Below are 19,813 nucleotides of genomic sequence, written 5' to 3'. Positions count from 1 at the left end.
GCGCCATTTCCGGCGGGGTTGCTCTCTGATGCTGCGATACGCACTACGTCCATCAGGTTGCACACATCCGCCGTTTGTTCGGAACAGTATTGTGTTCTTTTTAATGCTACCGATGCGATAGCCTTTGAGAATCTGATATGCAGAGCACCAAGTCAAAGGCGCGTGGCTTTCAGCAAAGTAAGAAAGGGTACCGGCCATGTTGTGTAAAGTGGGTGATGTTGAAGTCTGGCGTATTCTGGAAATTCATGCTCCATTTCTGACCACGGAAGAGCTGTTTCCCTCTGCGGGACCAGATGTTCGGGCCATTGTCGAAGCGCATGTACCCGGTGGCGTTTGCGCGCAATCCGGGCGTTTGATCCTGCCGATTCAGGGTTTTCTGCTGAAAACACCCACACATAACATCCTGGTCGACGCTTGCGTCGGCAATGACAAAACACTCCCGCGGCGGCCCGACTGGCACAAGCGTTCAAGCCAGCGGTTTGTCGCAAGCCTCACGGCGGCGGGGCTGGATGTGGGGGATATCGACTACGTCCTGTGCACCCATCTGCACGCTGATCATGTCGGCTGGAACACACGGCTCGAGGACGGGCGCTGGGTTCCAACCTTTCCGAACGCGCGCTATCTGATGCCTGCGGCGGACGAGGCGTATCAGCGCAAGGACAACAGCGACCTTTATATCGAAAGCGTTCTGCCCGTCATCGAAGCCGGGCAGGCGGAACTGGTAGAGACCGGGCATATGCTGGGCGATCATGTCACCTTGATGCCCACGCCGGGTCATACACCTGGCCATGTCTCAGTCGAGATCACCAGCGGAGACAGGCGTGCCCTGATTACCGGCGATGCGATCCATACAACCGCCCAGTGCTGGCACCCGGAGTGGTACTTCAAATTTGACTCCGATGCTGAGATGGCCGTCACATCCCGTCGGAAACTGTTGGAAAGCGCCTCGGAAACAGGGTGCCTAGTGCTAGGGAACCATTTCGCATTGCCGTCTTTGGGTCGGGTGAAGGCGGACAAGGACGCGTTTCGCTGGGAGGACTAGCCCAGATTGTATTGCAATGTGCACGGATCCGTCGTCGGATGGAGGGTTTCGTGAAGTTTGATGCGCTGCGCCGCGGAGTCGCCTCATCTGACTGGAGGCCAGACGGCCAGTTACTAAGACGAATATGCGGTATCTTCACATGCCCGACGCTACGATGAACAACAACACAAATAGAACGACAAACAACAGACCAATATAACTACAGACGCGCATGAACTTGTCCCATGCTCTTAGTGACTTCCATGGTCTTTTTTTCGGCGTCTCGGAGGTTTGAGTTTCTGAATTGGACGTTTTGTTTTGGAAGGTGTCCTTTGTTTCACTTGCGCGCTGTTTTGCCGAGGAAATTACTTCGTTTGCACCAGACTTGAAATGTGCCCATTTCTTGCCGAATTTCACCGCATTTGAAGTTTCAGGCGGTGGCTGCTTCGCCTGCGTTCGCGGCGTAGAAGGTTTGTTCGCACTCAACCGTTCCCATTCATCGAAAAACAGCCCTGGTTTGAAATCGCCTTTTAAATGAGTTTCCAGTAGCCGAAAACGACGACGCTGCACCAGGTCCATTTGGTCGAGATTCAACTTCAACAACCCGGTAAGCCGGTCCGACTGGCTCTCCGACAGAAGTCCTTCATGTTGCAAGTCGTTGACCTGCTTGCGAAGACGCCGAGCGAGATCACGATGCGGTTGCAACCCGGTTTTTCGCAGGGTGACGGCGCCACTGCCTGAAAAGTTGAATTTCTGCGGGCGCTGAAGGTGTTCGACCTGCATCATCTCTTCGAGGTAATCAAAAAGCTCGCGAGTATCGACTGTACCATCACCGTTGCGGTCAGCCGCACCTTTCAATCCGTCCAAGAGGTGCTTGGTGAACACACCATGGCTATAGCTTTTTGCTTCCCGAGCTACTTGCGTGCTGGTGGCCGAAGTCATCACCAAAGTGCGGCTGTTCGCTCCAAGCTCCATTTTAAGTTGTTCACTCAGCGCTGAGCGAGAAGCATCCTCTCCAGCTGCACCCGCGTAGCAGCAATCGAGTATTACCAATCGGAAACGAGCCGTTGCTTGCTCAACAACATCAAGCAGGTTGCTGTATTTCAAAGCTGTTGAATGGACAAGATCTGAGCGCGTATTAGCAAATGCCAAATGTAATTTCTGATTTCTTACTAAACCGTGACCCGCGTAATAAATCAGTAAAAGATCGCTACGCTGTGTTTCAGTGGTTATCCGTTCAATCGTCGTCAGTGCATCGGAATGGTTGCCTTGGGTTATCAGTTCGACGTGATCAAATTGTTCGCCAGTCTCACCCTGTAGCAGATTGTGAAGCGCCGTAGCGTCGTTACGTGCGTAGCTCAGATCGTCCAGCTCAGGGTCTTCGAAATTGTCCATTCCTACGACAATCGCAGTCTTCCGCGTTGTTTGATTGGATTCAGTTTGCTTCTGAGGGGGCTCGAAAAGTTCGATCGTCACGTCTGATTGATCAGTTTTTGCAACACCTTGAGATGAAGTCTGCGTGGTATCCGGGGCAAGTCTGGATAGAACGTCAAAAACCTCTTCCTCGCTGAAATTTTTGGCGTCAAATACGATCTCTGTGCCGTCATCTGTACTCAATGCGAATGAAATTGATTTTTCTCGAACAATGTAAGCTTTCAAGACTTGGATTAACGACGACACCGCAGCAGACTGCGAAACTTCGATCCAGAGCTGCGGGTCAAGCAATAACTCAAATGCGCGCTCTCCTGGTGCGGACTTGTGCTTCGCACGAGCAGATCTGACCCCGGCCGAATTGTTCAAGTCACGATCAAGCAGCGCTACAATTGTCGACAGCGCTTTATCGTCCAGTTCAGATGATTGTATATCCAGCTTAATAGCCATTGATAAATTACCCGACACAGCAAAAAATAGAGAACGATTGCCGTAACAGACTTAGGAATGATAACAGAAGTCTTGTTAGGTGTCCAAATAGCGACTGCGTGCAAAATTCCCGTCACAGCAAACAAAATGACGGCGCTATCCATTATGAAGCGCTTCTTCCGCTCGAAGAGCGGGTTCAGTCCTAACTTTCACACCCACGAGCTACAAAACAGTTCAAACAAACTGGAGCCCCAAATTCAGGCCTTGAATGGTGGATTTACAGCGCGACGTGTGAATGAGTACTGGTCTTGGTCTTACGATCGCAGCGAATAGTCGGAATGCCGACGCACCTGCAATGCCGTGGATAAATGCTTAATGACCGGAACAGGCCGCAACTTTGAGTGATCCTTGCAGACACCCGGTATCTTCAGAAGTGATGCTGACGCTGGTTGCTGGCCCGGCTAGCGGTGATGGAGCTCAGATAGCGGATATCCGTTTAACGACCGCGGGCGCCATGCCATCTTCACATAGACGTCACCGGATTTCAGTTCATCCAGCATCTGATTGAGGCGTCTAAGTTTGGCGTCGTCGCGCTTGGCTCGGTCGATCCAGCCGAGATAGTCATTGCGCTGGGACCATGGACGTTCGTTGTAGCGGTCCCGTAGATCGTGAGCTTCCATAGCTGCGCGGACAACCTCCGGCATTGGATCTGCTGAACGTTTCATCTTGTTCCTCACCTGAGTTTAATGAGCGGCTTATCTTAAGCTGATCGCGTTGGCCCGCAGGTTGAAAATCGTCCGCGGTGCAGGCATCAAAGCTGATTGGATGCCGCGCCATCGACCAAAGCCGGCTTTGGTGAAGCCGCATTGTGGCATTGGACAACGTGATCAATGACCGATCTGGGCCGTCCCTGTTGGCGCAACACCGTCCACCAAGTGAACATGCTGCGAACAATCTAACGTCTACAACGAGCCCTCAGTACCGGGTGCTGCACCAAGTTTGAATGGCCGGTAATGCGACCTAACTCATGCTTCTGCATCGAAGGCATCCCTTGATTGCTGAATCTGCTCATGGTTATCCCCAGCCCATTCAGCTAACGCCATCAACGATGGTAACAGGTCTTCCCCAAGGGCAGTGAGTTCATATTGGACTTCGACTGGTGGACACGGCTCAACGCCCAAGATCGAATAACTGTGTTTGGCTACCGCAACGAAATCGGCCGCTTTTGCACAATTCCGCTTTCCGATGATGTACAAAAATACGGGATCAATGGTAAATTCTGTCCCTGAGCTATGGAGTTTGATGTGGACCGCAAGCTCACCACCATTCTTGCCGCTGATGTAGTCAGTTACTCCCGACTGATGGGAGGGAACGAAGTTGGCACGCTTGAGGCTCTAAAGGCTCACCGGGCGGAGTTGATCGACCCAAAAACCGCGCAATAGGGCGGACGCATTATTAAGCTCATGGGGGATGGGATCCTGATGGAATTCCCCAGCGTGGTTGAGGCCGCCAAATGCGCCATCGAGGTGCAATGTGGGATGAATGCGCGCAATGCCGCCGTGGCCGAAGACAGAAGGATCTTGTTCCGCATCGGCATCAATATCGGCGACGTCATTGTCGAAGGCGATGACATCTACGGCGAAGGGGTCAATGTCGCGGCCCGACTGGAAAGCCTTGCTGACCCCGGTGGCATTTGCGTGGGCCGCAACGTGCGCAATGAATTGCGGGGCAAGTTGGACGTCGATTTTGCCGATCTCGGCGAGGTAAAGGTCAAAAACATCACCCGTCCGATCAATGCGTTCAGCGTCACCTTCAACAAGAAGGCTGACGCGCTGGTTACCCCGGTTTCATCCGCCTCAGCTCCTACGAAACTGCATACCAGGTTCGTCGCAATGACGGTGGTGCTTGCTGTGGTTCTGTCGCTTGTCCTCGGGCTCGCCTATTGGCAAAACCTTCCGCCGGCAGAGGAGCAAATCGCCACCGTGCCCGGTGATGCGCAATCCCTGCCTTCGGTCATCGTGCTTCCTTTTGACGATCTGTCACTCGATGGCAGCCTCGGCTATTTCGCGGATGGCATGACCGAGGACATCACCACCGAGTTGGCCCGCTGGAAAGAACTGCGGGTGATCGCCCGCGATTCTGCGTTCCTCTACAAAGACAAGGCAGTCGATGTCCGAGAAATTGCTCAGGAAATGAACGTACGCTATGTGCTGGAAGGTAGCATTCGCCGCGCCGGGGACAAAATCCGCATTAATGCCCAACTCATCGACGGGAGGACCGGCAATCACGTCTGGGACGATAAGTTCGACCAAAGCGGCACCGACGTGCTGGCGCTCCAGGATCAGATCACCAGTAAGCTTGCAGAATCACTTAGCGGCCATCATGGCACGATAAGAGCAGCGGAATATCTAGCGGCATGGGACAAATCCTCCGCCCATCTAGAGGAGTACGATTACTATCTGCGTGGCCACGATTTGTTCTTCAAGTACACGCCTCAATCGCATGCAAGAGCGCTTGAGATTTTTCAAGAAGGTCTGGTGAAGTATCCGGACTCCGGCCTACTCAAGGTCAAAATCGGTTGGATCCATATGATTGCGGGTCTGTTCGGCTGGGCAGACGATATCCCCGCCGAGTTCAAAGAAGCGGCAGCCTTGGCTGATGAGGGTCTTGCGGATGAGGCTCTGCCGCCCCAAGGTTTACGGTCCGGTCTCTGGTTGAAAGCATATGCAGATATCCATCACAGGCGGGACTGCGACGCGGCCCTACGCACAGCGAAAACGGTGGTCGACAAGTACCCGTTTGATCCCGAAAGCCTTATTTGGATGGGTGATGTTATCACGAATTGCGGCGAATTTGATCTGGCAAACAAATGGATTGAAGCAGGTTTCGACCGAAGCCCGCATCCCTTGCCAAACTATTACACCGTCCTGGGAATTTTGCGTTACCGGCAGGAGCGGTACGAAGAGGCGATTGCCGCTTTGAAAAACGCGTTGGATTTCGAGGTGGAGGTCTATTTTCTGGCCGCCTCCTACGCAGCACTGGGACAACTGGTCGAAGCGCGCACCTATACTGCCAAACTTTCAGACAAATTTCCCCACGTCACGCCGGATTTCATCCGCGCGATGAATCCGGACATTGATCCAAACGTTGCGGAGTCTATTATCGCCAATCTTGCCAAAGCCGGTTGGCCGGAATGAAGTCTCGCGAACGAACCTTCACATTTAAACCCCTTCAAGTCTCGATGAATGGAGAGCGGGCATTGTTGTCGATAAGGTTTATGACGGCTTTGTCTGCATCGGAGTTATCAACGACCTACGGCTCGAATGACAGGTTTCGCAGCAATGGGGCGGGCGCACGAACGCCGCTGTGATTTCTGTTTTCCGCCGAGCGACAAACCAAGGCTATAGTCTGTTGCATGATCTGGTAGAAAGCGAACGGATCAAAGGTTTTGTGCTACCTTACCTTGGGTTGCAAGACCAAGGTCTTCCCCACAGGCCGTCTGGTCTCAATTCCCGCGATCAAGTGAAAGACTGCCCGACCGGTTTTGGGTCGACGTCTACTTGCGAAAAGCAAAAAGTTGTTTTTGCAGGTTCGTTCATTGCTTAGCGTTCTCAAATTATTCGGTCATTTTTGTTTGGCCTGAACATCAAAATGTCGGATTAGAAGTCATGGGATGGACGGCTAAATCCTACTGTGATCCTATGTTATCGCGGTTTATGGGCATTAAATGCGGTCAACTTCGTATATTGTAGGTATTTTGGTAGCCATTGTCGCCAGCATTGGCCTTTATTTGGTTTCTTACCAATACTTCGTTTCGGCGGAACTTTCGAAAGCTCAGGGCCGGCTCTCTCTCTACCAAAGCTCGGTGAACAGCGAACTCGAACGATTTTCCCACCTCACATATGTGCTGTCACAGGATTCCTTTGTAATTGGTACAGCCGAAGGAGACAGCACCGGAACTTTAAACCGGCGCCTCGAGGATTTTGCAGAGCAGGCGGGGCTGGATGCGATCTACCTGATGGACGAAGACGGGATCACGATTTCCGCATCGAACTACCGCGACACTGGGAGCTTTGTTGGCCAGAACTACGCTTTCCGCCCGTATTTCCAAAATGCCGTTTCTGGTAAACAGGGCCGCTTTTATGCCATCGGGGCAACGACTGGTCTGCCAGGATACTTCATCGCCAACGCAGTGCTTGACGACCAGGGAGCTTCAACTGGCGTCATAGCGATAAAGATCGATTTCTCTGATCTTCAGGATAGTTGGAAAAACTCGGGTGAACAGGTTCTTTTGGCCAATGAAGACGGTGTCGTTTTGCTTTCGTCGAATTTGGACTGGCAATATCGCGCGTTGACGCCGTTGTCAGAACCACAGCGAGAACGGATTCGGGATGCCAGGCAGTTTCCGGGGCAAGACTTAGATGCGTTGGATTGGGTTGAGTTACCGGGGGATCAGGCCAGAATTGCGGGGACGAAGCGCTTGCATCTTGCAGCTACGGATTTGCCACATGGCTGGTCGCTTCACTATTTTGCAAGTGACGATCAGGCCGTAGCGCGCAGTTGGCTTGTAACTGCAGTTTTTGTCCTTTTGGCGGGGCTCGCATTTGTCTTCTTCCAGATACAACGCGCAAGACGCGTAAGCGCAGCCTTGGCGCGGTCCGAACAGGAAGAAGCAAAGCTGCGCGAGGCGAATGAAAGGCTTGCCATCGAAATTGACGACCGCAAGACAGCCGAGCGGAGCCTCAAGCGCACCCAAGGCGAGTTAGAGCGCGCAAGCCGGCTGGCGGCTTTGGGGCAACTATCCGCTTCGGTCACGCATGAGCTGGGCCAGCCCATCGCTGCGATGCGCAATCACCTGGTGGCAGAAGAGATCTCATCTTCCGGTGAGTCCAAGCTGCCGCAAAAAATCGGAAGCTTGGTTGACAGGATGGAAGGGATCACGCGCCAATTGCGGTTTTTTGCACGGTCAGAGAGTGAGGCGTTCGACGACGTAGACTTATGCACTTCGGTTAACGCCGCTTTGGCTCTGGTTGCGCCAAACATCGAGCAGGGTAAGGTGAAAACCTCAGTTGATGCGCCGACCGGTCCGGTCTTTATCCGGGGCAGTGCCCTGCGGATCGAACAGGTCATCACTAATCTTTTACGCAATGCCATAGATGCAACGGACGGAGCGGATGCGCCTGAAATCCATATCGCTGTCATGGCTTCTGATGATGAGGCAGTTTTGGAAATTCAGGACAACGGTCACGGGTTGGGCGAGGCAACGCTGGCTGAATTGCAGGAGCCGTTTGTAACCACAAGGGAGAGCGGACGAGGTATGGGCTTGGGACTGGCCATTTCCACCAGCATTGTCAAAGATCACGATGGCACAATGACGGCCCGAGATCGTGATGGCGGCGGAACAATATTCCGTGTCACCTTCCCAATGGCCTCAATTACTGAAGAAACGAACGAATGACCCAACAGCAACCCTTCAAAGTTCTGGTCGTTGATGATGACAAGTCGATGCGACAGTCTCTTGTCGAGTTGCTCGAAGCTGCCGACTGGATTGTCAGCGCCTTGCCACGCGCGACCCAGGTGACGGAACATCTGACTAACGCCTCGCCCGATGTTATTCTGTCCGATGTGCGTATGCCCGGCATGTCGGGACTTGAATTGCTGGCCAGCCTGGACAGGCATGTGGCGCCTCCGGTGGTATTGATTTCGGCACATGGTGACATCCCGATGGCGGTTCAGGCCATACAGGACGGGGCGTATGGGTTCATCGAAAAGCCATATGAACCACGGCGATTGCTGACGGTGCTGAGGCACGCGGCTGAACAAAACCGAATGCGAAAAAGCAATGCCCGCCTTAAAGACCGGCTTTTCAAGCTGTCCGGGCTTGACCGCATCCTGCTGGGTCAAACAGACGCCATTACAGACTTGCGACAAGAAGTACTTGATCTTGCCGATACATGGGTTGCGGTTTTATTGCAGGGAGACACGGGCACCGGGAAGGAACTGGTTGCCCATGCTCTACATGATTTGGGCCGCTCGCCGGAGGCACCGTTTCTGGCGCTGAATTGCGCAGCGTTGTCGGCCGATACGTTTGAAGCGGAAATGTTCGGCGTCGCGGGTGAATCCGACGGAAGGCTCGTGGCGGCATCGGGTGGGACCTTGTTTCTGGACGAAATCTGTTCGTGCCCACCAGCGGCGCAGGCCAAGCTACTAAGGGTCATCGAAGATCAGCAGGTGCTGCCGGTTGGGGCAGTGTTGCCGGTGCCGGTAAGCTTCAGGGTCGTGTCAGCAACCAACGAAGACGTTGTGCAGGCGGCCGAGGAAGGCCGCCTGCGTCAGGACCTATTGTTTCGATTGAATACAGTCGTCCTGTCCTTACCTCCGCTGCGACAAAGACGGGATGATCTGGTTCTGTTGGCAACGCATTTCTTGAACGAATACGCGCAGGTTTATGAGATTGACGCGCCAGAACTCGATCAGGACGATTTGGCCGCTCTGCTTGCACATGACTGGCCCGGCAATGTGCGTGAATTGCGCCATGTCTGCGAGCGACGCATATTGGCCGCCCGGCGCGGCGGCGGTTCTCTTACTAAGGCGATCCAAAGTGATCATCACATCGACGATGTGCCAGATACGCTACGCGAAGCGGTTGCTGCTTTTGAACGCGAGCTTATTGGCAAAGCTATAAAGGCGCATAAAGGCCGAATGGATGCCGCAGCCGAGGCACTTGGAATTGGTCGCCGTACACTCAATGAAAAGATCGTCAAACTTGGTCTGGATAAAGAGGCCTTGTTGTAAGCCAGAAACGTCCTGCGGAAATCCGCAGAGGACCCGAAGGATCGCCCGCGTTTTCCTTCATAGTCAGCCCTCTACGCATACTGAATACTCTGCACAAACAAATTGCGTGACTTGGAGGTGCCACTATGCGCAAACATCTGAACCGGGCGGCCATTGCTGCCCTGTCGCTAACCTTTGCATCCGAAGCACTGGCCGTTGAGTGGAACGTTTCCCTGTGGGGCAAGCGTCGCGCCTTTACCGAGCACGTCGAAAAACTGGCCGAACTGGTAAACGAAAAGACCAACGGTGAATTTACCCTGAATATCAGCTATGGCGGCCTGTCGAAGAACAAGGAAAACCTCGATGGGATTTCGATTGGCGCGTTTGAAATGGCCCAGTTCTGCGCTGGCTATCACCGCGACAAGAACCCCTCGATCACTGTCTTGGAACTGCCGTTTCTGGGCGTGACATCCCTTGAACAGGAAGTCGACCTGTCGATGGCCGTTTATCAACATCCGGCCGTTGTCGAGGATCTGGCCCGCTGGGACGCGACTCTGCTGATGCCTTCACCGCTGCCGCAGTACAACCTTGTTGGAGTAGGCGAAGCGCCAAAATCCCTAACCGATTTTGAAGGTCTGAGCGTACGGGCGACAGGTGGCATCGGCAAGGCGATGGAGACGGTTGGGGCAGTTCCGACCTCGATGTCTGCGTCAGAAGTGCGTCAGGCAATGGACAGCGGCATCGTCAAAGCGGTCAGCTTTGCGCCACACGCCCATATGTCCTTCGGCACCATTGAGAATGGCACGTGGTGGACGACAAACCTCAACCCCGGCACCGTCAATTGCCCAGTCGTGGTGAATACGCTGGCGCTGGAAGATCTATCTGACGAACACCGCGAGGCTCTGCTGGGATCGGTGGAAGAGGCACTGGATCACTACGTGAGCCATTACCAGACCAAAACGATGGAAGCGTGGGGCCCTGAGCTGGATAAACGCGGCATCGAACGGGTCACTTTCAGCGATGAAGAAATCGCAGCGTTCAAAGAAGCCGCTGCCGCACCCGCAGCCGAGGCCTGGATTGCAGAAAACACCGAGCGTGGCCTGCCAGCACAAGAGCTCTATGACCTTGTGACTGGCAAGATCGCAAGCGGCAGCTAATCCACTCACTGCCCGGCGTCAGCTTAGCTGGCGTCGGGTTCTTTCTTCCCTGACAGCGGAGTAAAACGATGGCCGGGTCATCCCTGGTGCTGTCCGACGACAGCCGTCTCAGCATTCTCGATCAACGCCTCTACAAACTGGAAAGCATTCTGGCTCTGATCAGTGGTCTTGCGGTTTTCTCGCTGATGGTCATGGCCGTGGTCTCCGTCGGTGGCCGGAATATCGCCAATGCACCACTTCCTGGTTATGTGGACTGGATCGAGCAAGCCATGCCGCTGATCGCCTTTATGGGGATTTCTTATTCGCAGCGTGATGGCGGTCATATCCGAATGGACATGGTTGTTGGCGCGCTGAAAGGCCGGACGCTCTATATCGTTGAGTTCGTCACAACCGCTCTCATTCTGGCGCTGATCGTCTTGTTGATCTGGGGGAGCTGGGCACATTTCGCGCGCAGTTTTGACTTTGGTGCTCCACTCTGGAGCCGCGACAGCTCCATCGACATAGGTATCCCGCTGTGGCCTGCAAAGCTGTTGGCCCCCGTCGCCTTTAGCGTGCTTTGCCTAAGGCTTGTTCTGCAGCTCTGGGCCTACGGTCGCGCGATCTGTCATCCCGACCAGCCGCCTATTGCCGTCCCCTTAATAGCCGATGCCGCCACGCAGGCTGCAATGGAAGCCGAGCATGTCTCGGGCCACGACAACTGAGGTTAAATCTGATGGAACCCATTGATATTGGTTTGATCGTCTCGGGCGGAATGCTTGTTCTTGTGGTGTTGGGGATGCGCGTGGCCTTTGCCGCCGCGACCGCCGGCATGGTTGGTCTGATATGGATTTTTTGGGCCAAATTTGGGTACGATCCGGCGCGTTTCGGCAAGGCAGTGACCGTGGCCGTCAAAACAGCGGGGCAGGTGCCTCATTCAAAGATCTCAAGCCAGGCGCTGAGCCTTATCCCGACCTTCATCCTGATTGGCTACCTCGCCTACTATGCGGGCCTGACCAAGGCGCTATTCGAGGCTGCCAAGAGATGGCTCGCATGGGTTCCGGGCGGGCTGGCGGTTTCGACAGTCTTTGCGACTGCCGGGTTCGCCGCGGTATCCGGGGCCTCAGTTGCCACATCGGCTGTTTTCGCTCGCATCGCCATCCCAGAGATGCTGAAGATCGGTTACGACAAGCGCTTTGCTGCCGGTGTCGTCGCTGCAGGCGGTACGTTGGCCTCGCTCATCCCGCCTTCGGCCATTCTGGTCATCTACGCGATCATTGTGGAACAGGATGTTGGCAAACTGCTGTTGGCCGGATTCATCCCGGGCATGTTCTCAGCCGTGATCTACGGCTTGCTGATCATCGGCATGGCCGTTGTGATCAAAGGTTTCGGTCCCGCGGTCACAGGCTTTACGTGGAAAGAACGTTTCCTGTCTCTGCCGCCCGCACTGCCCATCGTGGTTGTCGTGGTGACCATCATCTTCTTTGTCTACAACCCGTTTGGAGGTGATGCGTGGGGCACACCGACAGAGGGGGGTGCCATCGGAGCCTTCGTGGTTTTCCTGATGGCGTTGTACCAAGGCATGCGCTGGTCCGAACTCAAAGACGCGCTGTTGGAAACCGCCAAGCTGAGCGTCATGATCTTCACCATCATCTGGGGTGTTCTGGTCTATGTTCGCTTTCTGGGTTTTGCTGAACTGCCCAACGCGTTCTCCGACTGGATCACCTCGCTTGAAATGTCGCCGATGCTGATCCTGATCTGTATCCTTCTGGCTTATGCTGTTCTGGGCATGTTCATGGATGCGATCGGGATGTTGTTGCTGACCTTGCCGGTTGTTTACCCTGCGGTCATGGCGTTGAACGGCGGCGAAGCCGTAAGTGCAGCAGAAAGCACCTTTGGGATGTCCGGCCCGATGTGCGCCATCTGGTTCGGAATTCTGGTCGTAAAAATGGCCGAGTTCTGTCTGATTACGCCACCGATCGGGTTGAATTGCTTTGTCGTGGCTGGTGTGCGCGATGACCTAAGCGTTCAGGATGTTTTTAAAGGTGTAACACCTTTCTTTCTGGCGGATGCTGCGACTATCGCAATGCTTGTTGCCTTCCCGGCAATCGTTCTATGGCTTCCCGGACAGGTTTGAACCATGTGGGATGGTTTTGGAGTGCGGTTTGCCGGTGCAGCTAAAGCCTGGATCAGTCAGCCGCGCTGCAGAATACATGACACTTGTTCAATATCCGGTTTGGCCCGTTACGGTCGGGATGCCCGTTGGCGGTGTGTCCTCTGGGTCGGCAGGCAAAATCAAAGGTCCTGATCTTCGGTGTCATTTGGTCAAGAACTGACTTTCTTAGGCCGGGCGGCGGAAGATGGTCACAATCTGATATGACTGCAATTGGCGCGCAACCCTGATGGACGCGACGCGCGGCACTGACTATCTTTCCCAGCCAGCCCGCAGTTTCACCCAACCGGTGCCTGTGCGGGTATGTTGCATTGCCTGCAAAACGTCGGAGAACGGGGTCGGTACGGAATAGGTCAACTCATCAACTCGTCCTAGGGTCAGGACTCATAGCCAGTAAATGACAAGGGCCGCGAGTGCGATGGCGAACAGGAAGGCCTTCGGATACCTGTCGTATCGCGTGGCCACACGCCGCCAGTCTTTGAGCCGTCCGAACATGATCTCGATGCGGTTTCGGCGTTTGTAGCGGCGCTTGTCGTATTTGACGGTTGCCTTACGCTGCTTCCGACCTGGAATGCAGGCGCGTATCCTTTTGTCTTTCAACGCTTCTATGAACCAGTCGGCGTCATATCCTCGGTCGCCGAGCAACCAATCTACCTTTGGCAGGCTGCAAAGCAGTGCCCGTGCGCCGATGTAATCGCTGAGCTGACCGGCGGTGACAAACAGGTTCAGTGGACGGCCTCTGCTGTCGCAGATGGCATGAAGCTTTGTGTTCATACCGCCCTTCGTTCGGCCGATCAGGCGTCCACGTCCCCCTTTTTCACCGCAAGACTGGACGCTGCGCGATGGGCTTTGAGATACGTGGCATCGATCATGACGGTCTTTTCCTCACCATGATCAGTGTCCAAGCCGGTGAGCATCGCGGCGAAGATGCCCTTATCGCTCCACCGCTTCCAACGATTGTAGAGCGTCTTGTGCGGGCCATACTCTTTGGGTGCATCACGCCATCGTAAGCCATTACGATTGATGAAGATAATGCCGCTCAACACGCGCTTGTCATCAACACGCGGTTTGCCGTGCGACTTGGGAAAGAAAGGTTCCAGACGCGCCATCTGCGCGTCACTCAACCAGAAAAGATCAGACATGTTCACCGCTCGTTTTCGAGCCGTGAATCATGCCGTCGCTCGGAAAACAATGGATCCTGAACTTAGTCATGGCGATCCAGTGGTCAAGACTGTCTCTTTCCAGAAGCTGTTTTTTGCCGCTTGTGACCTCTACCCAACCGGGCACGTCACGGATCGCAAATGTCGTTTGCGACGGGTCCGCAGCGCCTAGTGTTGGCAGCATCAATGGCAGGATAAAATACAGTGTTCTAAACAACATAGGTTCCTGAAAACCTGGCGCGGAGACATAAAAAACGGAACCAAAAGCCCGATTGTTGAAAATACAAAGGCAAGGGTTTGCCCCTCAAAAAAAACCTCGGGCATGTTCCAGGCAGACCACCCGCCCTGTGGCATATGCCGCCGAGATCTCGGTCGAGACGTGGTGTTCAAGGATCACAAAATAGGCGAGCAACACGAAACAGAATGACAGGATCAGCCCCGCCCCGGCGTATTTCATTGGAAACGACGTGGCGTTTTCCCCTTTGCGCACGACGCCCCGCGCACAGATCAGGAAAACGCACTTATGATCGCGAAACCGGGTTCAGCCGCAGGGTCAGGTTGCGGATGGCGCCCGGCCCCTGTTCACGGAATTCCCTGCTGACCGCCGTGGCGAAAGCTGAAAATTCCTTGATGCGTAGTTCATCCATGGGGATATCGATATCGGGATCGCGTAGCGGCAGGGGATTGCCCTCGATTATGTCCGTGATGCGTACTTCGAAAAATTGGTCATCCCAATTGCAGTAAGAGATCAACGTGCGATGGACGTCAAACTCGGTCGTGTTGTGATCGGCTTTATAGGTGGCGAGCCCGCGTTTATCATCGAGATACTGGATTGAGTCTAGGCGCAGGATTCAAACCCCGGCAATGACGAATTGCATGGTCAGGATCATGTAAAACGATTTCGCCGGAAGCCGCCCACCACTGATAACGTCCCAAATGGTCGTTCTGTCCAGGTCACGTTTTTTCAGCGCTACGAATGACGGGCGCGATTGCAATGCCATGTGCAGGATAGCCAATGCAGCTGCGACGATCAAAAACACGCCCTTCGATATCGCCAATACCGTGAGTTTTGGAACCGTCGGTGAGACCAATTCAAAATCCCGGATCCAACCCCGGTTGGCAAAAAAACACCCATATGTGATTTAGATCACCAGTAAGCGGTTTTCGGTCATCCCAGGCGATAATTTGTCCGTTTCGATGATGGATGAAGATTTCAATATTTCTGACTATGAATTCAGCCTGCGATTGTTGCTGCCAAGTAGAAAGGTCAGCGAGATGTGAGTTCAACCAACCCTAGATCTCGCACCCGCAGCGAACGGCCGGTTTGACCGGCCGCACTGCAGCATCCAGCAGTTCGGCTGAAGGTCCGAAATGGGCCGTACCCATCCGTACCAGTCGAATTTACTGATCAAATGACGCATTTGCTCCGATTGCGGCAGTGAGCACATAGTCACCGATCCTGCAGAGCGGGCAAATGCCCACTCTGAAGTTCTGATGAGGCCGGAGCATGTAGCTATGACGGGCTTGTCCGCTCGACGCTGAAAACGAACGCTGCGCCGTTTGGATCACGAAGGATGATGCTCCGGGATTGAGCGGCTCTGTTGTCATTTTCAAGTACAGGGTGCGCTCCATTGACTTCGGCCACACGGCAGGCATCTGAAATTGAAGCAACCTTGATACTCGGTACCCAAATTGAGTTTGAGCCTGTATGCCAAGCCGCGGCATGTTGGACGGCGACGGGATTGCCCGAAGGCTCGAGGATGCTGAGGCTCTCAATGTCTCTCTCTGGACGGACCTGCCATCCGAAGAGCTCGGCATAGAACGCTTCGGGGAAGTCACCCTTTTTGCTGACGTAGACTTCGGGGCCGAAATGTCGGAGTGGCACCGGGAATGCGTGCCGTGACAGCGAAACTCCCAGCAGCGCGCCGAGCGGATCGCGAACCAGTGCGCTGCGCCCGACGCCCGGCACGTCGAACGGATGTCGTACGATCTTTCCTCCTAGCTTGTTGGCGTTCGCCACCGCCGCATCCACGTCGGGGACTTCGATGTAAGCGATCCAGCCGCTTTGCTGCTTCGGCGGCGTCTCGGCAAATCCGGCACCGGCTTCGTCACCGGACAGGGCAAGGACGAAATCCTTCTCGCCGCCGCCCCATGCGAAGTCCGTCGCCCGCTCGACCTGGTAGGTCCAGTTGGCGATACGCTGGTAGAAGTCCATCGACCGTTTCCTGTCGGAAGTGAAGAGATCATGCCACACGATCTGACCGGCTTTTGACTGTGTCATCGCTCTATCTCCTGACATCTTTGAGTTTCTTGACGCCACGGACTATCTTGCCGAACGCTTTGTCCCGCGATCTGCGTTCGGCAAGGCTGGCGGAGTTGAAGGCGTTTTCCGCCAAGAGCTTGCGCCACCGGCCGAGGCGCATTGAATCGATGGTGCCGTTTTCTATGGCTTCCAAAACAGCGCAGCCTGGTTCCGTCTCGTGCCGACAGTCATTGAATCGGCAGCGCGCTGCCAGCTTGTGAATATCTGCAAATAGGTCATTGATCCCATCCGCCGCGTCGGTGAGCTGCAACTCCCGCATTCCGGGGGTGTCGAGGATCAAGCAGCCATTCGGCATTGAGTGAAGATGGCGTCGCGTCGTGGTGTGCCGACCCTTCGCGTCGTCCTCTCGAATGGACTGGGTCTCTATGGATTGGCCCTCGAGCAACGCATTGGTCAATGTCGATTTCCCAACGCCCGACGAGCCCAGGAATGCAACGGTTTTGCCGGGCAAGCACCACGGAGACAGACCTGTCCGAGGTGCGCTTCCGCGGGCGTCAAGTGCGATCACGTCGATCATGTCCGACACAGCGCGGGCCGAGTCGATATAGCCTTGCGGGTCCGTCACGAGGTCTGTCTTTGTCACGACGATGACGGGCGTGATCCGAGCCTCAAATGCAAGCGCGACGTAGCGTTCGAGCCGGGCCACATTGAAGTCCTGATTGCAGGACGTGACGATGAAGGCCGTGTCGATGTTGGCAGCAATGAGCTGTTCCTGCCGGTTCGTGCCGGGCGCGCGTCGCTTGATCAGGCTGGTGCGCTCAAGGGCTCGGCTGGATCGCGGGTGCACCGTATCCAGCATCAGCCAGTCCCCAACAGTTACATCGGGTCTGGGAGGAAGTGTCGTATCAACGGTGTCGCCGATGACGTGCAGCCCATTGCGATGCACTTCGACGACGCGAACGGGAGGAGCCGCGGTCAAATCGTCCACACCGATTTGTTGGGCGAAGAAGGGTTGCCAGCCGAGGGCCTGAATACGGCTGAGTTTGACGGGTGATCCGGCGTCGTGCGCGCGCGGTGGGAGGAAACTGGAATAATCCCGTGTCATAGGATGTCTGCTTTCATGTCTCTGGCACAAGCAGGGCTTGGGTGCCGATGGTTAGGAAAAAGCATGCAAATCAACGTTCACCGTCAAAACAGTATGACGGAGCTGTTCTCAAACGTAGGATTTGCACCGAGAGGCACGCTGCCTCCCTTCCTTACCGGGACATGAAATCTCCATTTCGGACGCTCGTAATGTAGGGTGTGGTGACGCCCGATACAACCGCTCGGAACATATATACCGATCATTCTTACTATTGCCAAAGCAGCTACTAAACGGGATGGGATTTTGGTCCGCTTTGTCCGCGATCAAAACATCTGCCACCGCCGCGTACGAGCGGTTGCAGCGAACGATGCCTATGCGGGTTGCAACCGCGGCATTGCAGCAGTGCGCTGGATGTCTCCTTTGGGTCGGCCTTGTAGTGCCGTCCAGACCTTAGTCAGGCAAAAGCAGCTGCATCCAGAATCTGGAATGAGCCCATTTCGACCGATGCTGCTGTGCGTGCGCACCGTGGCAATATCGGTGATCCTTACGTTTAGTTCGCGTACGCCTTGCGTATTCTAGACCCAATTGAGATGTCCCCGACGACGTGACCAAGTGGAAGGTTTGCCAGTGAGGCTTATCCTCGGCGACGCAAGTTTCGCGCAACGGCGACGGCATTCATTCATGCTGTCGCGCACGTTCACACTGTCTGCAAGCTTGACGTTCGTCTCATTCCGACACCCAATTATGATCGAAGGCATTGGAGGGGTCCGTATGAAATGGCGCCGAGTTCTTCCAACCATCCGCTTTGGCACCGAACGCTATCCAGAGAAGGTCGCGCGGCGGCTCCGCGTGGTGAACGCGACCGCATTTGCGCTCGTGGCGATTTCTTTGGGATTTGTCGTCGCCCATATGATTAACCCCAATCCCGGCCTGTGGCCGCCATCGCTCGTCCATCTCGGCGCCGCGCTCGGTTTTAGCGCTGTCCCGTTAATGCATCGGTGGGGGCCGTCGCTGGGAGCGTCCTTGCTTATCGCGGTCGGGTTGGCGGACATTTCCGGACTATGTCTGATCTTTGGAACTGGTTCGGGTTTGCACTTCTGGGCCCTGCTGGTTCCGGCGCTTCTCATTCCGTTTTACGGAGAGATACGCCTCCCAGTTGCAGTCGCACTGGTCGCGTTGGCCGCTACGGTCACGATCTTTCTGGAGGCCGTGGCGCCGGTGAACACAGGGCTGCGGCCACCGCACCAGGTTTTCGTTGCGAATTTCATTCCCTCTGTCGTACTGAGCTTTGCGATCCTGTTTGCGATCGTACTCTATGCGATGCGTCAGATCGCGCACGCCGAGGCGGCGGCTGAGCATGAGTTCGAGCGTTCCGAGGCATTGATCGCGAACATCCTACCTGTCAGTGTGACTGCACGTCTCAAGGAGAGTGGCGGCGAAGTAATTGCCGACCGATACGATCAGGCCTCTGTCCTTTTTGCCGATATGGGGGGCTTCACCGCGCGGGCAAGCGATACGGATCCGGAGGATCTCGTTCGATTCCTCAACGACGTCTTCAGCGATCTTGACACGCTCGTCGAGAAGCATGGCCTCGAGAAGATCAAAACCACCGGCGATGCTTACATGGTTGTGAGTGGCGTGCCCGAGCCGCGGCCAGACCAAGTTGAGGCACTCTCAGATCTCGCACTGGAGATGCGCGAAACGCTCGCTGACCTCGTTGATCCAAAAGGACGTGCGGTGCCGATTCGCATCGGTATCGCCAGCGGTCCGGTCGTCGCCGGAGTCGTAGGCAGGCAAAAGTTCTTCTACGACGTTTGGGGCGACGCAGTTAACATGGCGGCGCGAATGGAGCAAACCGGCGAGCCTGGGCAAATCCAAGTGACATCGGACGTTCATGAACGCCTCATGAACCGATACATCTTCGTCGAACGCGGTTTGATAGAAGTTCGAGGCAAAGGCATGATACGCACCTGGTTGCTGAGCGGGAGGAAGGGTGGATGAAAGGACAGGACGGGCGAACTACTCCAGCATCGGTTTTTGTCTAAAAGACCAAACTGTCTTTGTGTCCGTTCCAGGCACGGGGCCAAGTTTGCCCTAAGGACAACAATAGAGCTCTGGACCGGACCTTCGGGATATTTTGCTAACGGCTGGTTTTGACCCGCAAGCTGTAAGTTAGACCTTATCTCGATTCGGCGCGTGCAGCGAATGCCTTCTCTGACGGGCCGCACCGCAGCGAAACTGACCAGGATCGAAGGGCATCTGTGGGTGGCTCCTGCATTGCAAGCGTTTACTCGTGATTTTGCGGCATTTTTCGTCAGTACCTTCGTCTGTCCGGCCTGTTTGTG

The 19,813-nt window shown here is 55.0% G+C and carries 19 protein-coding genes; 9 read left to right on the top strand and 10 right to left on the bottom strand.

What is annotated here, in order from left to right; translation table 11 throughout:
• The first annotated feature begins 196 nt into the window (after window positions 1–196).
• Window positions 197–1,042 carry an MBL fold metallo-hydrolase gene (locus ACR0IK_RS20885; RefSeq protein ID WP_480643074.1) on the top strand — a complete coding sequence of 282 codons (846 nt, stop codon included), beginning with the start codon at window positions 197–199 and terminating at the stop codon, window positions 1,040–1,042.
• A gap of 135 nt (window positions 1,043–1,177) precedes the next feature.
• Here the strand turns inward: ACR0IK_RS20885 and ACR0IK_RS20880 are convergent, their stop codons facing one another.
• The 3 genes from ACR0IK_RS20880 to ACR0IK_RS20870 all read right to left on the bottom strand — a co-directional run bounded on the left by ACR0IK_RS20880 (window position 1,178) and on the right by ACR0IK_RS20870 (window position 4,062).
• Window positions 1,178–2,902, bottom strand: coding sequence for a caspase family protein (locus tag ACR0IK_RS20880; RefSeq protein WP_480643073.1), 1,725 nt, complete (start codon window positions 2,900–2,902; stop codon window positions 1,178–1,180).
• A 440-nt stretch (window positions 2,903–3,342) separates the two neighbouring features.
• A complete protein-coding gene (locus ACR0IK_RS20875) occupies window positions 3,343–3,606 on the bottom strand; it encodes a YdeI/OmpD-associated family protein (protein ID WP_480595433.1) in 264 nt (87 codons plus the stop codon).
• 300 nt (window positions 3,607–3,906) lie between these two features.
• Window positions 3,907–4,062 (bottom strand): winged helix-turn-helix transcriptional regulator, encoded by a 156-nt coding sequence (locus tag ACR0IK_RS20870; protein ID WP_480643118.1) that lies wholly within the window; start codon window positions 4,060–4,062, stop codon window positions 3,907–3,909.
• Between the two features lie 123 nt (window positions 4,063–4,185).
• On the opposite strand from ACR0IK_RS20870, the gene ACR0IK_RS20865 reads away from it, so the two are divergent.
• The 7 genes from ACR0IK_RS20865 to ACR0IK_RS20835 all read left to right on the top strand — a co-directional run bounded on the left by ACR0IK_RS20865 (window position 4,186) and on the right by ACR0IK_RS20835 (window position 12,925).
• The gene (locus ACR0IK_RS20865; RefSeq protein ID WP_480643072.1) at window positions 4,186–4,323 is read left to right on the top strand and encodes a hypothetical protein; all 138 of its coding nucleotides are present in this window, start codon (window positions 4,186–4,188) and stop codon (window positions 4,321–4,323) included.
• Window positions 4,324–4,362: 39 nt separating this feature from the next.
• Window positions 4,363–6,078, top strand: coding sequence for an adenylate/guanylate cyclase domain-containing protein (locus ACR0IK_RS20860; protein WP_480595431.1), 1,716 nt, complete (start codon window positions 4,363–4,365; stop codon window positions 6,076–6,078).
• A 560-nt stretch (window positions 6,079–6,638) separates the two neighbouring features.
• The gene (locus ACR0IK_RS20855; protein WP_480643070.1) at window positions 6,639–8,339 is read left to right on the top strand and encodes a sensor histidine kinase; all 1,701 of its coding nucleotides are present in this window, start codon (window positions 6,639–6,641) and stop codon (window positions 8,337–8,339) included.
• Window positions 8,336–9,676, top strand: a complete 1,341-nt coding sequence (locus tag ACR0IK_RS20850; RefSeq protein ID WP_480643068.1) for a sigma-54-dependent transcriptional regulator — start codon at window positions 8,336–8,338, stop codon at window positions 9,674–9,676. Before ACR0IK_RS20855 ends, ACR0IK_RS20850 begins: the two co-directional genes overlap by 4 nt.
• A gap of 125 nt (window positions 9,677–9,801) precedes the next feature.
• Complete coding sequence (gene dctP, locus ACR0IK_RS20845) at window positions 9,802–10,812, top strand: TRAP transporter substrate-binding protein DctP (RefSeq protein WP_480595428.1); 1,011 nt, start codon at window positions 9,802–9,804, stop codon at window positions 10,810–10,812.
• A 68-nt stretch (window positions 10,813–10,880) separates the two neighbouring features.
• Window positions 10,881–11,513, top strand: coding sequence for a TRAP transporter small permease subunit (locus ACR0IK_RS20840; protein ID WP_480643067.1), 633 nt, complete (start codon window positions 10,881–10,883; stop codon window positions 11,511–11,513).
• Window positions 11,514–11,524: 11 nt separating this feature from the next.
• On the top strand, window positions 11,525–12,925 hold the full coding sequence (locus ACR0IK_RS20835) for a TRAP transporter large permease (protein ID WP_480595426.1): 1,401 nt from the start codon (window positions 11,525–11,527) through the stop codon (window positions 12,923–12,925).
• A gap of 420 nt (window positions 12,926–13,345) precedes the next feature.
• Here the strand turns inward: ACR0IK_RS20835 and ACR0IK_RS20830 are convergent.
• From ACR0IK_RS20830 to rsgA, 7 genes are all read right to left on the bottom strand, one after another.
• Window positions 13,346–14,103 (bottom strand): IS5 family transposase gene (locus ACR0IK_RS20830; protein WP_480643066.1). Its coding sequence is split into 2 segments (ribosomal slippage): window positions 13,346–13,782 and window positions 13,782–14,103, totalling 759 coding nucleotides; the frame shifts between segments, so codons are not numbered across the junction.
• The gene (locus tag ACR0IK_RS20825) at window positions 14,096–14,338 is read right to left on the bottom strand and encodes a hypothetical protein (RefSeq protein WP_480643065.1); all 243 of its coding nucleotides are present in this window, start codon (window positions 14,336–14,338) and stop codon (window positions 14,096–14,098) included. Before ACR0IK_RS20825 ends, ACR0IK_RS20830 begins: the two co-directional genes overlap by 8 nt.
• A gap of 87 nt (window positions 14,339–14,425) precedes the next feature.
• Complete coding sequence (locus tag ACR0IK_RS20820; protein ID WP_480643064.1) at window positions 14,426–14,578, bottom strand: hypothetical protein; 153 nt, start codon at window positions 14,576–14,578, stop codon at window positions 14,426–14,428.
• Window positions 14,579–14,642: 64 nt separating this feature from the next.
• Window positions 14,643–14,768, bottom strand: a complete 126-nt coding sequence (locus ACR0IK_RS20815) for a hypothetical protein (protein ID WP_480643063.1) — start codon at window positions 14,766–14,768, stop codon at window positions 14,643–14,645.
• A 204-nt stretch (window positions 14,769–14,972) separates the two neighbouring features.
• Window positions 14,973–15,155 carry a hypothetical protein gene (locus tag ACR0IK_RS20810; RefSeq protein ID WP_480643062.1) on the bottom strand — a complete coding sequence of 61 codons (183 nt, stop codon included), beginning with the start codon at window positions 15,153–15,155 and terminating at the stop codon, window positions 14,973–14,975.
• A gap of 479 nt (window positions 15,156–15,634) precedes the next feature.
• On the bottom strand, window positions 15,635–16,402 hold the full coding sequence (locus ACR0IK_RS20805) for a VOC family protein (protein ID WP_480643061.1): 768 nt from the start codon (window positions 16,400–16,402) through the stop codon (window positions 15,635–15,637).
• Between the two features lie 4 nt (window positions 16,403–16,406).
• Window positions 16,407–17,489, bottom strand: coding sequence for a ribosome small subunit-dependent GTPase A (gene rsgA, locus ACR0IK_RS20800; protein WP_480643060.1), 1,083 nt, complete (start codon window positions 17,487–17,489; stop codon window positions 16,407–16,409).
• 750 nt (window positions 17,490–18,239) lie between these two features.
• Here rsgA and ACR0IK_RS20795 point away from each other — a divergent pair.
• Complete coding sequence (locus ACR0IK_RS20795) at window positions 18,240–19,469, top strand: adenylate/guanylate cyclase domain-containing protein (RefSeq protein WP_480643059.1); 1,230 nt, start codon at window positions 18,240–18,242, stop codon at window positions 19,467–19,469.
• The last annotated feature ends 344 nt before the right edge of the window (window positions 19,470–19,813 follow it).

Source organism: Ruegeria sp. BF7, assembly GCF_056538605.1.
This window is presented reverse-complemented; position numbering and strand designations above follow the sequence as displayed.

Bases quoted from the DNA above. Each gene is read 5' to 3' on its own strand.
- dctP (WP_480595428.1), top strand. From the start codon at position 9,802: ATGCGCAAACATCTGAACCGGGCGGCCATTGCTGCCCTGTCGCTAACC.
- ACR0IK_RS20880 (WP_480643073.1), bottom strand. From the start codon at position 2,902: ATGGCTATTAAGCTGGATATACAATCATCTGAACTGGACGATAAAGCG.
- ACR0IK_RS20885 (WP_480643074.1), top strand. From the start codon at position 197: ATGTTGTGTAAAGTGGGTGATGTTGAAGTCTGGCGTATTCTGGAAATT.
- ACR0IK_RS20795 (WP_480643059.1), top strand. From the start codon at position 18,240: ATGAAATGGCGCCGAGTTCTTCCAACCATCCGCTTTGGCACCGAACGC.
- ACR0IK_RS20820 (WP_480643064.1), bottom strand. From the start codon at position 14,578: ATGAAATACGCCGGGGCGGGGCTGATCCTGTCATTCTGTTTCGTGTTG.
- ACR0IK_RS20835 (WP_480595426.1), top strand. From the start codon at position 11,525: ATGGAACCCATTGATATTGGTTTGATCGTCTCGGGCGGAATGCTTGTT.
- ACR0IK_RS20815 (WP_480643063.1), bottom strand. From the start codon at position 14,768: ATGGATGAACTACGCATCAAGGAATTTTCAGCTTTCGCCACGGCGGTC.
- ACR0IK_RS20860 (WP_480595431.1), top strand. From the start codon at position 4,363: ATGGAATTCCCCAGCGTGGTTGAGGCCGCCAAATGCGCCATCGAGGTG.
- ACR0IK_RS20840 (WP_480643067.1), top strand. From the start codon at position 10,881: ATGGCCGGGTCATCCCTGGTGCTGTCCGACGACAGCCGTCTCAGCATT.
- ACR0IK_RS20805 (WP_480643061.1), bottom strand. From the start codon at position 16,402: ATGACACAGTCAAAAGCCGGTCAGATCGTGTGGCATGATCTCTTCACT.
- rsgA (WP_480643060.1), bottom strand. From the start codon at position 17,489: ATGACACGGGATTATTCCAGTTTCCTCCCACCGCGCGCGCACGACGCC.
- ACR0IK_RS20875 (WP_480595433.1), bottom strand. From the start codon at position 3,606: ATGAAACGTTCAGCAGATCCAATGCCGGAGGTTGTCCGCGCAGCTATG.
- ACR0IK_RS20850 (WP_480643068.1), top strand. From the start codon at position 8,336: ATGACCCAACAGCAACCCTTCAAAGTTCTGGTCGTTGATGATGACAAG.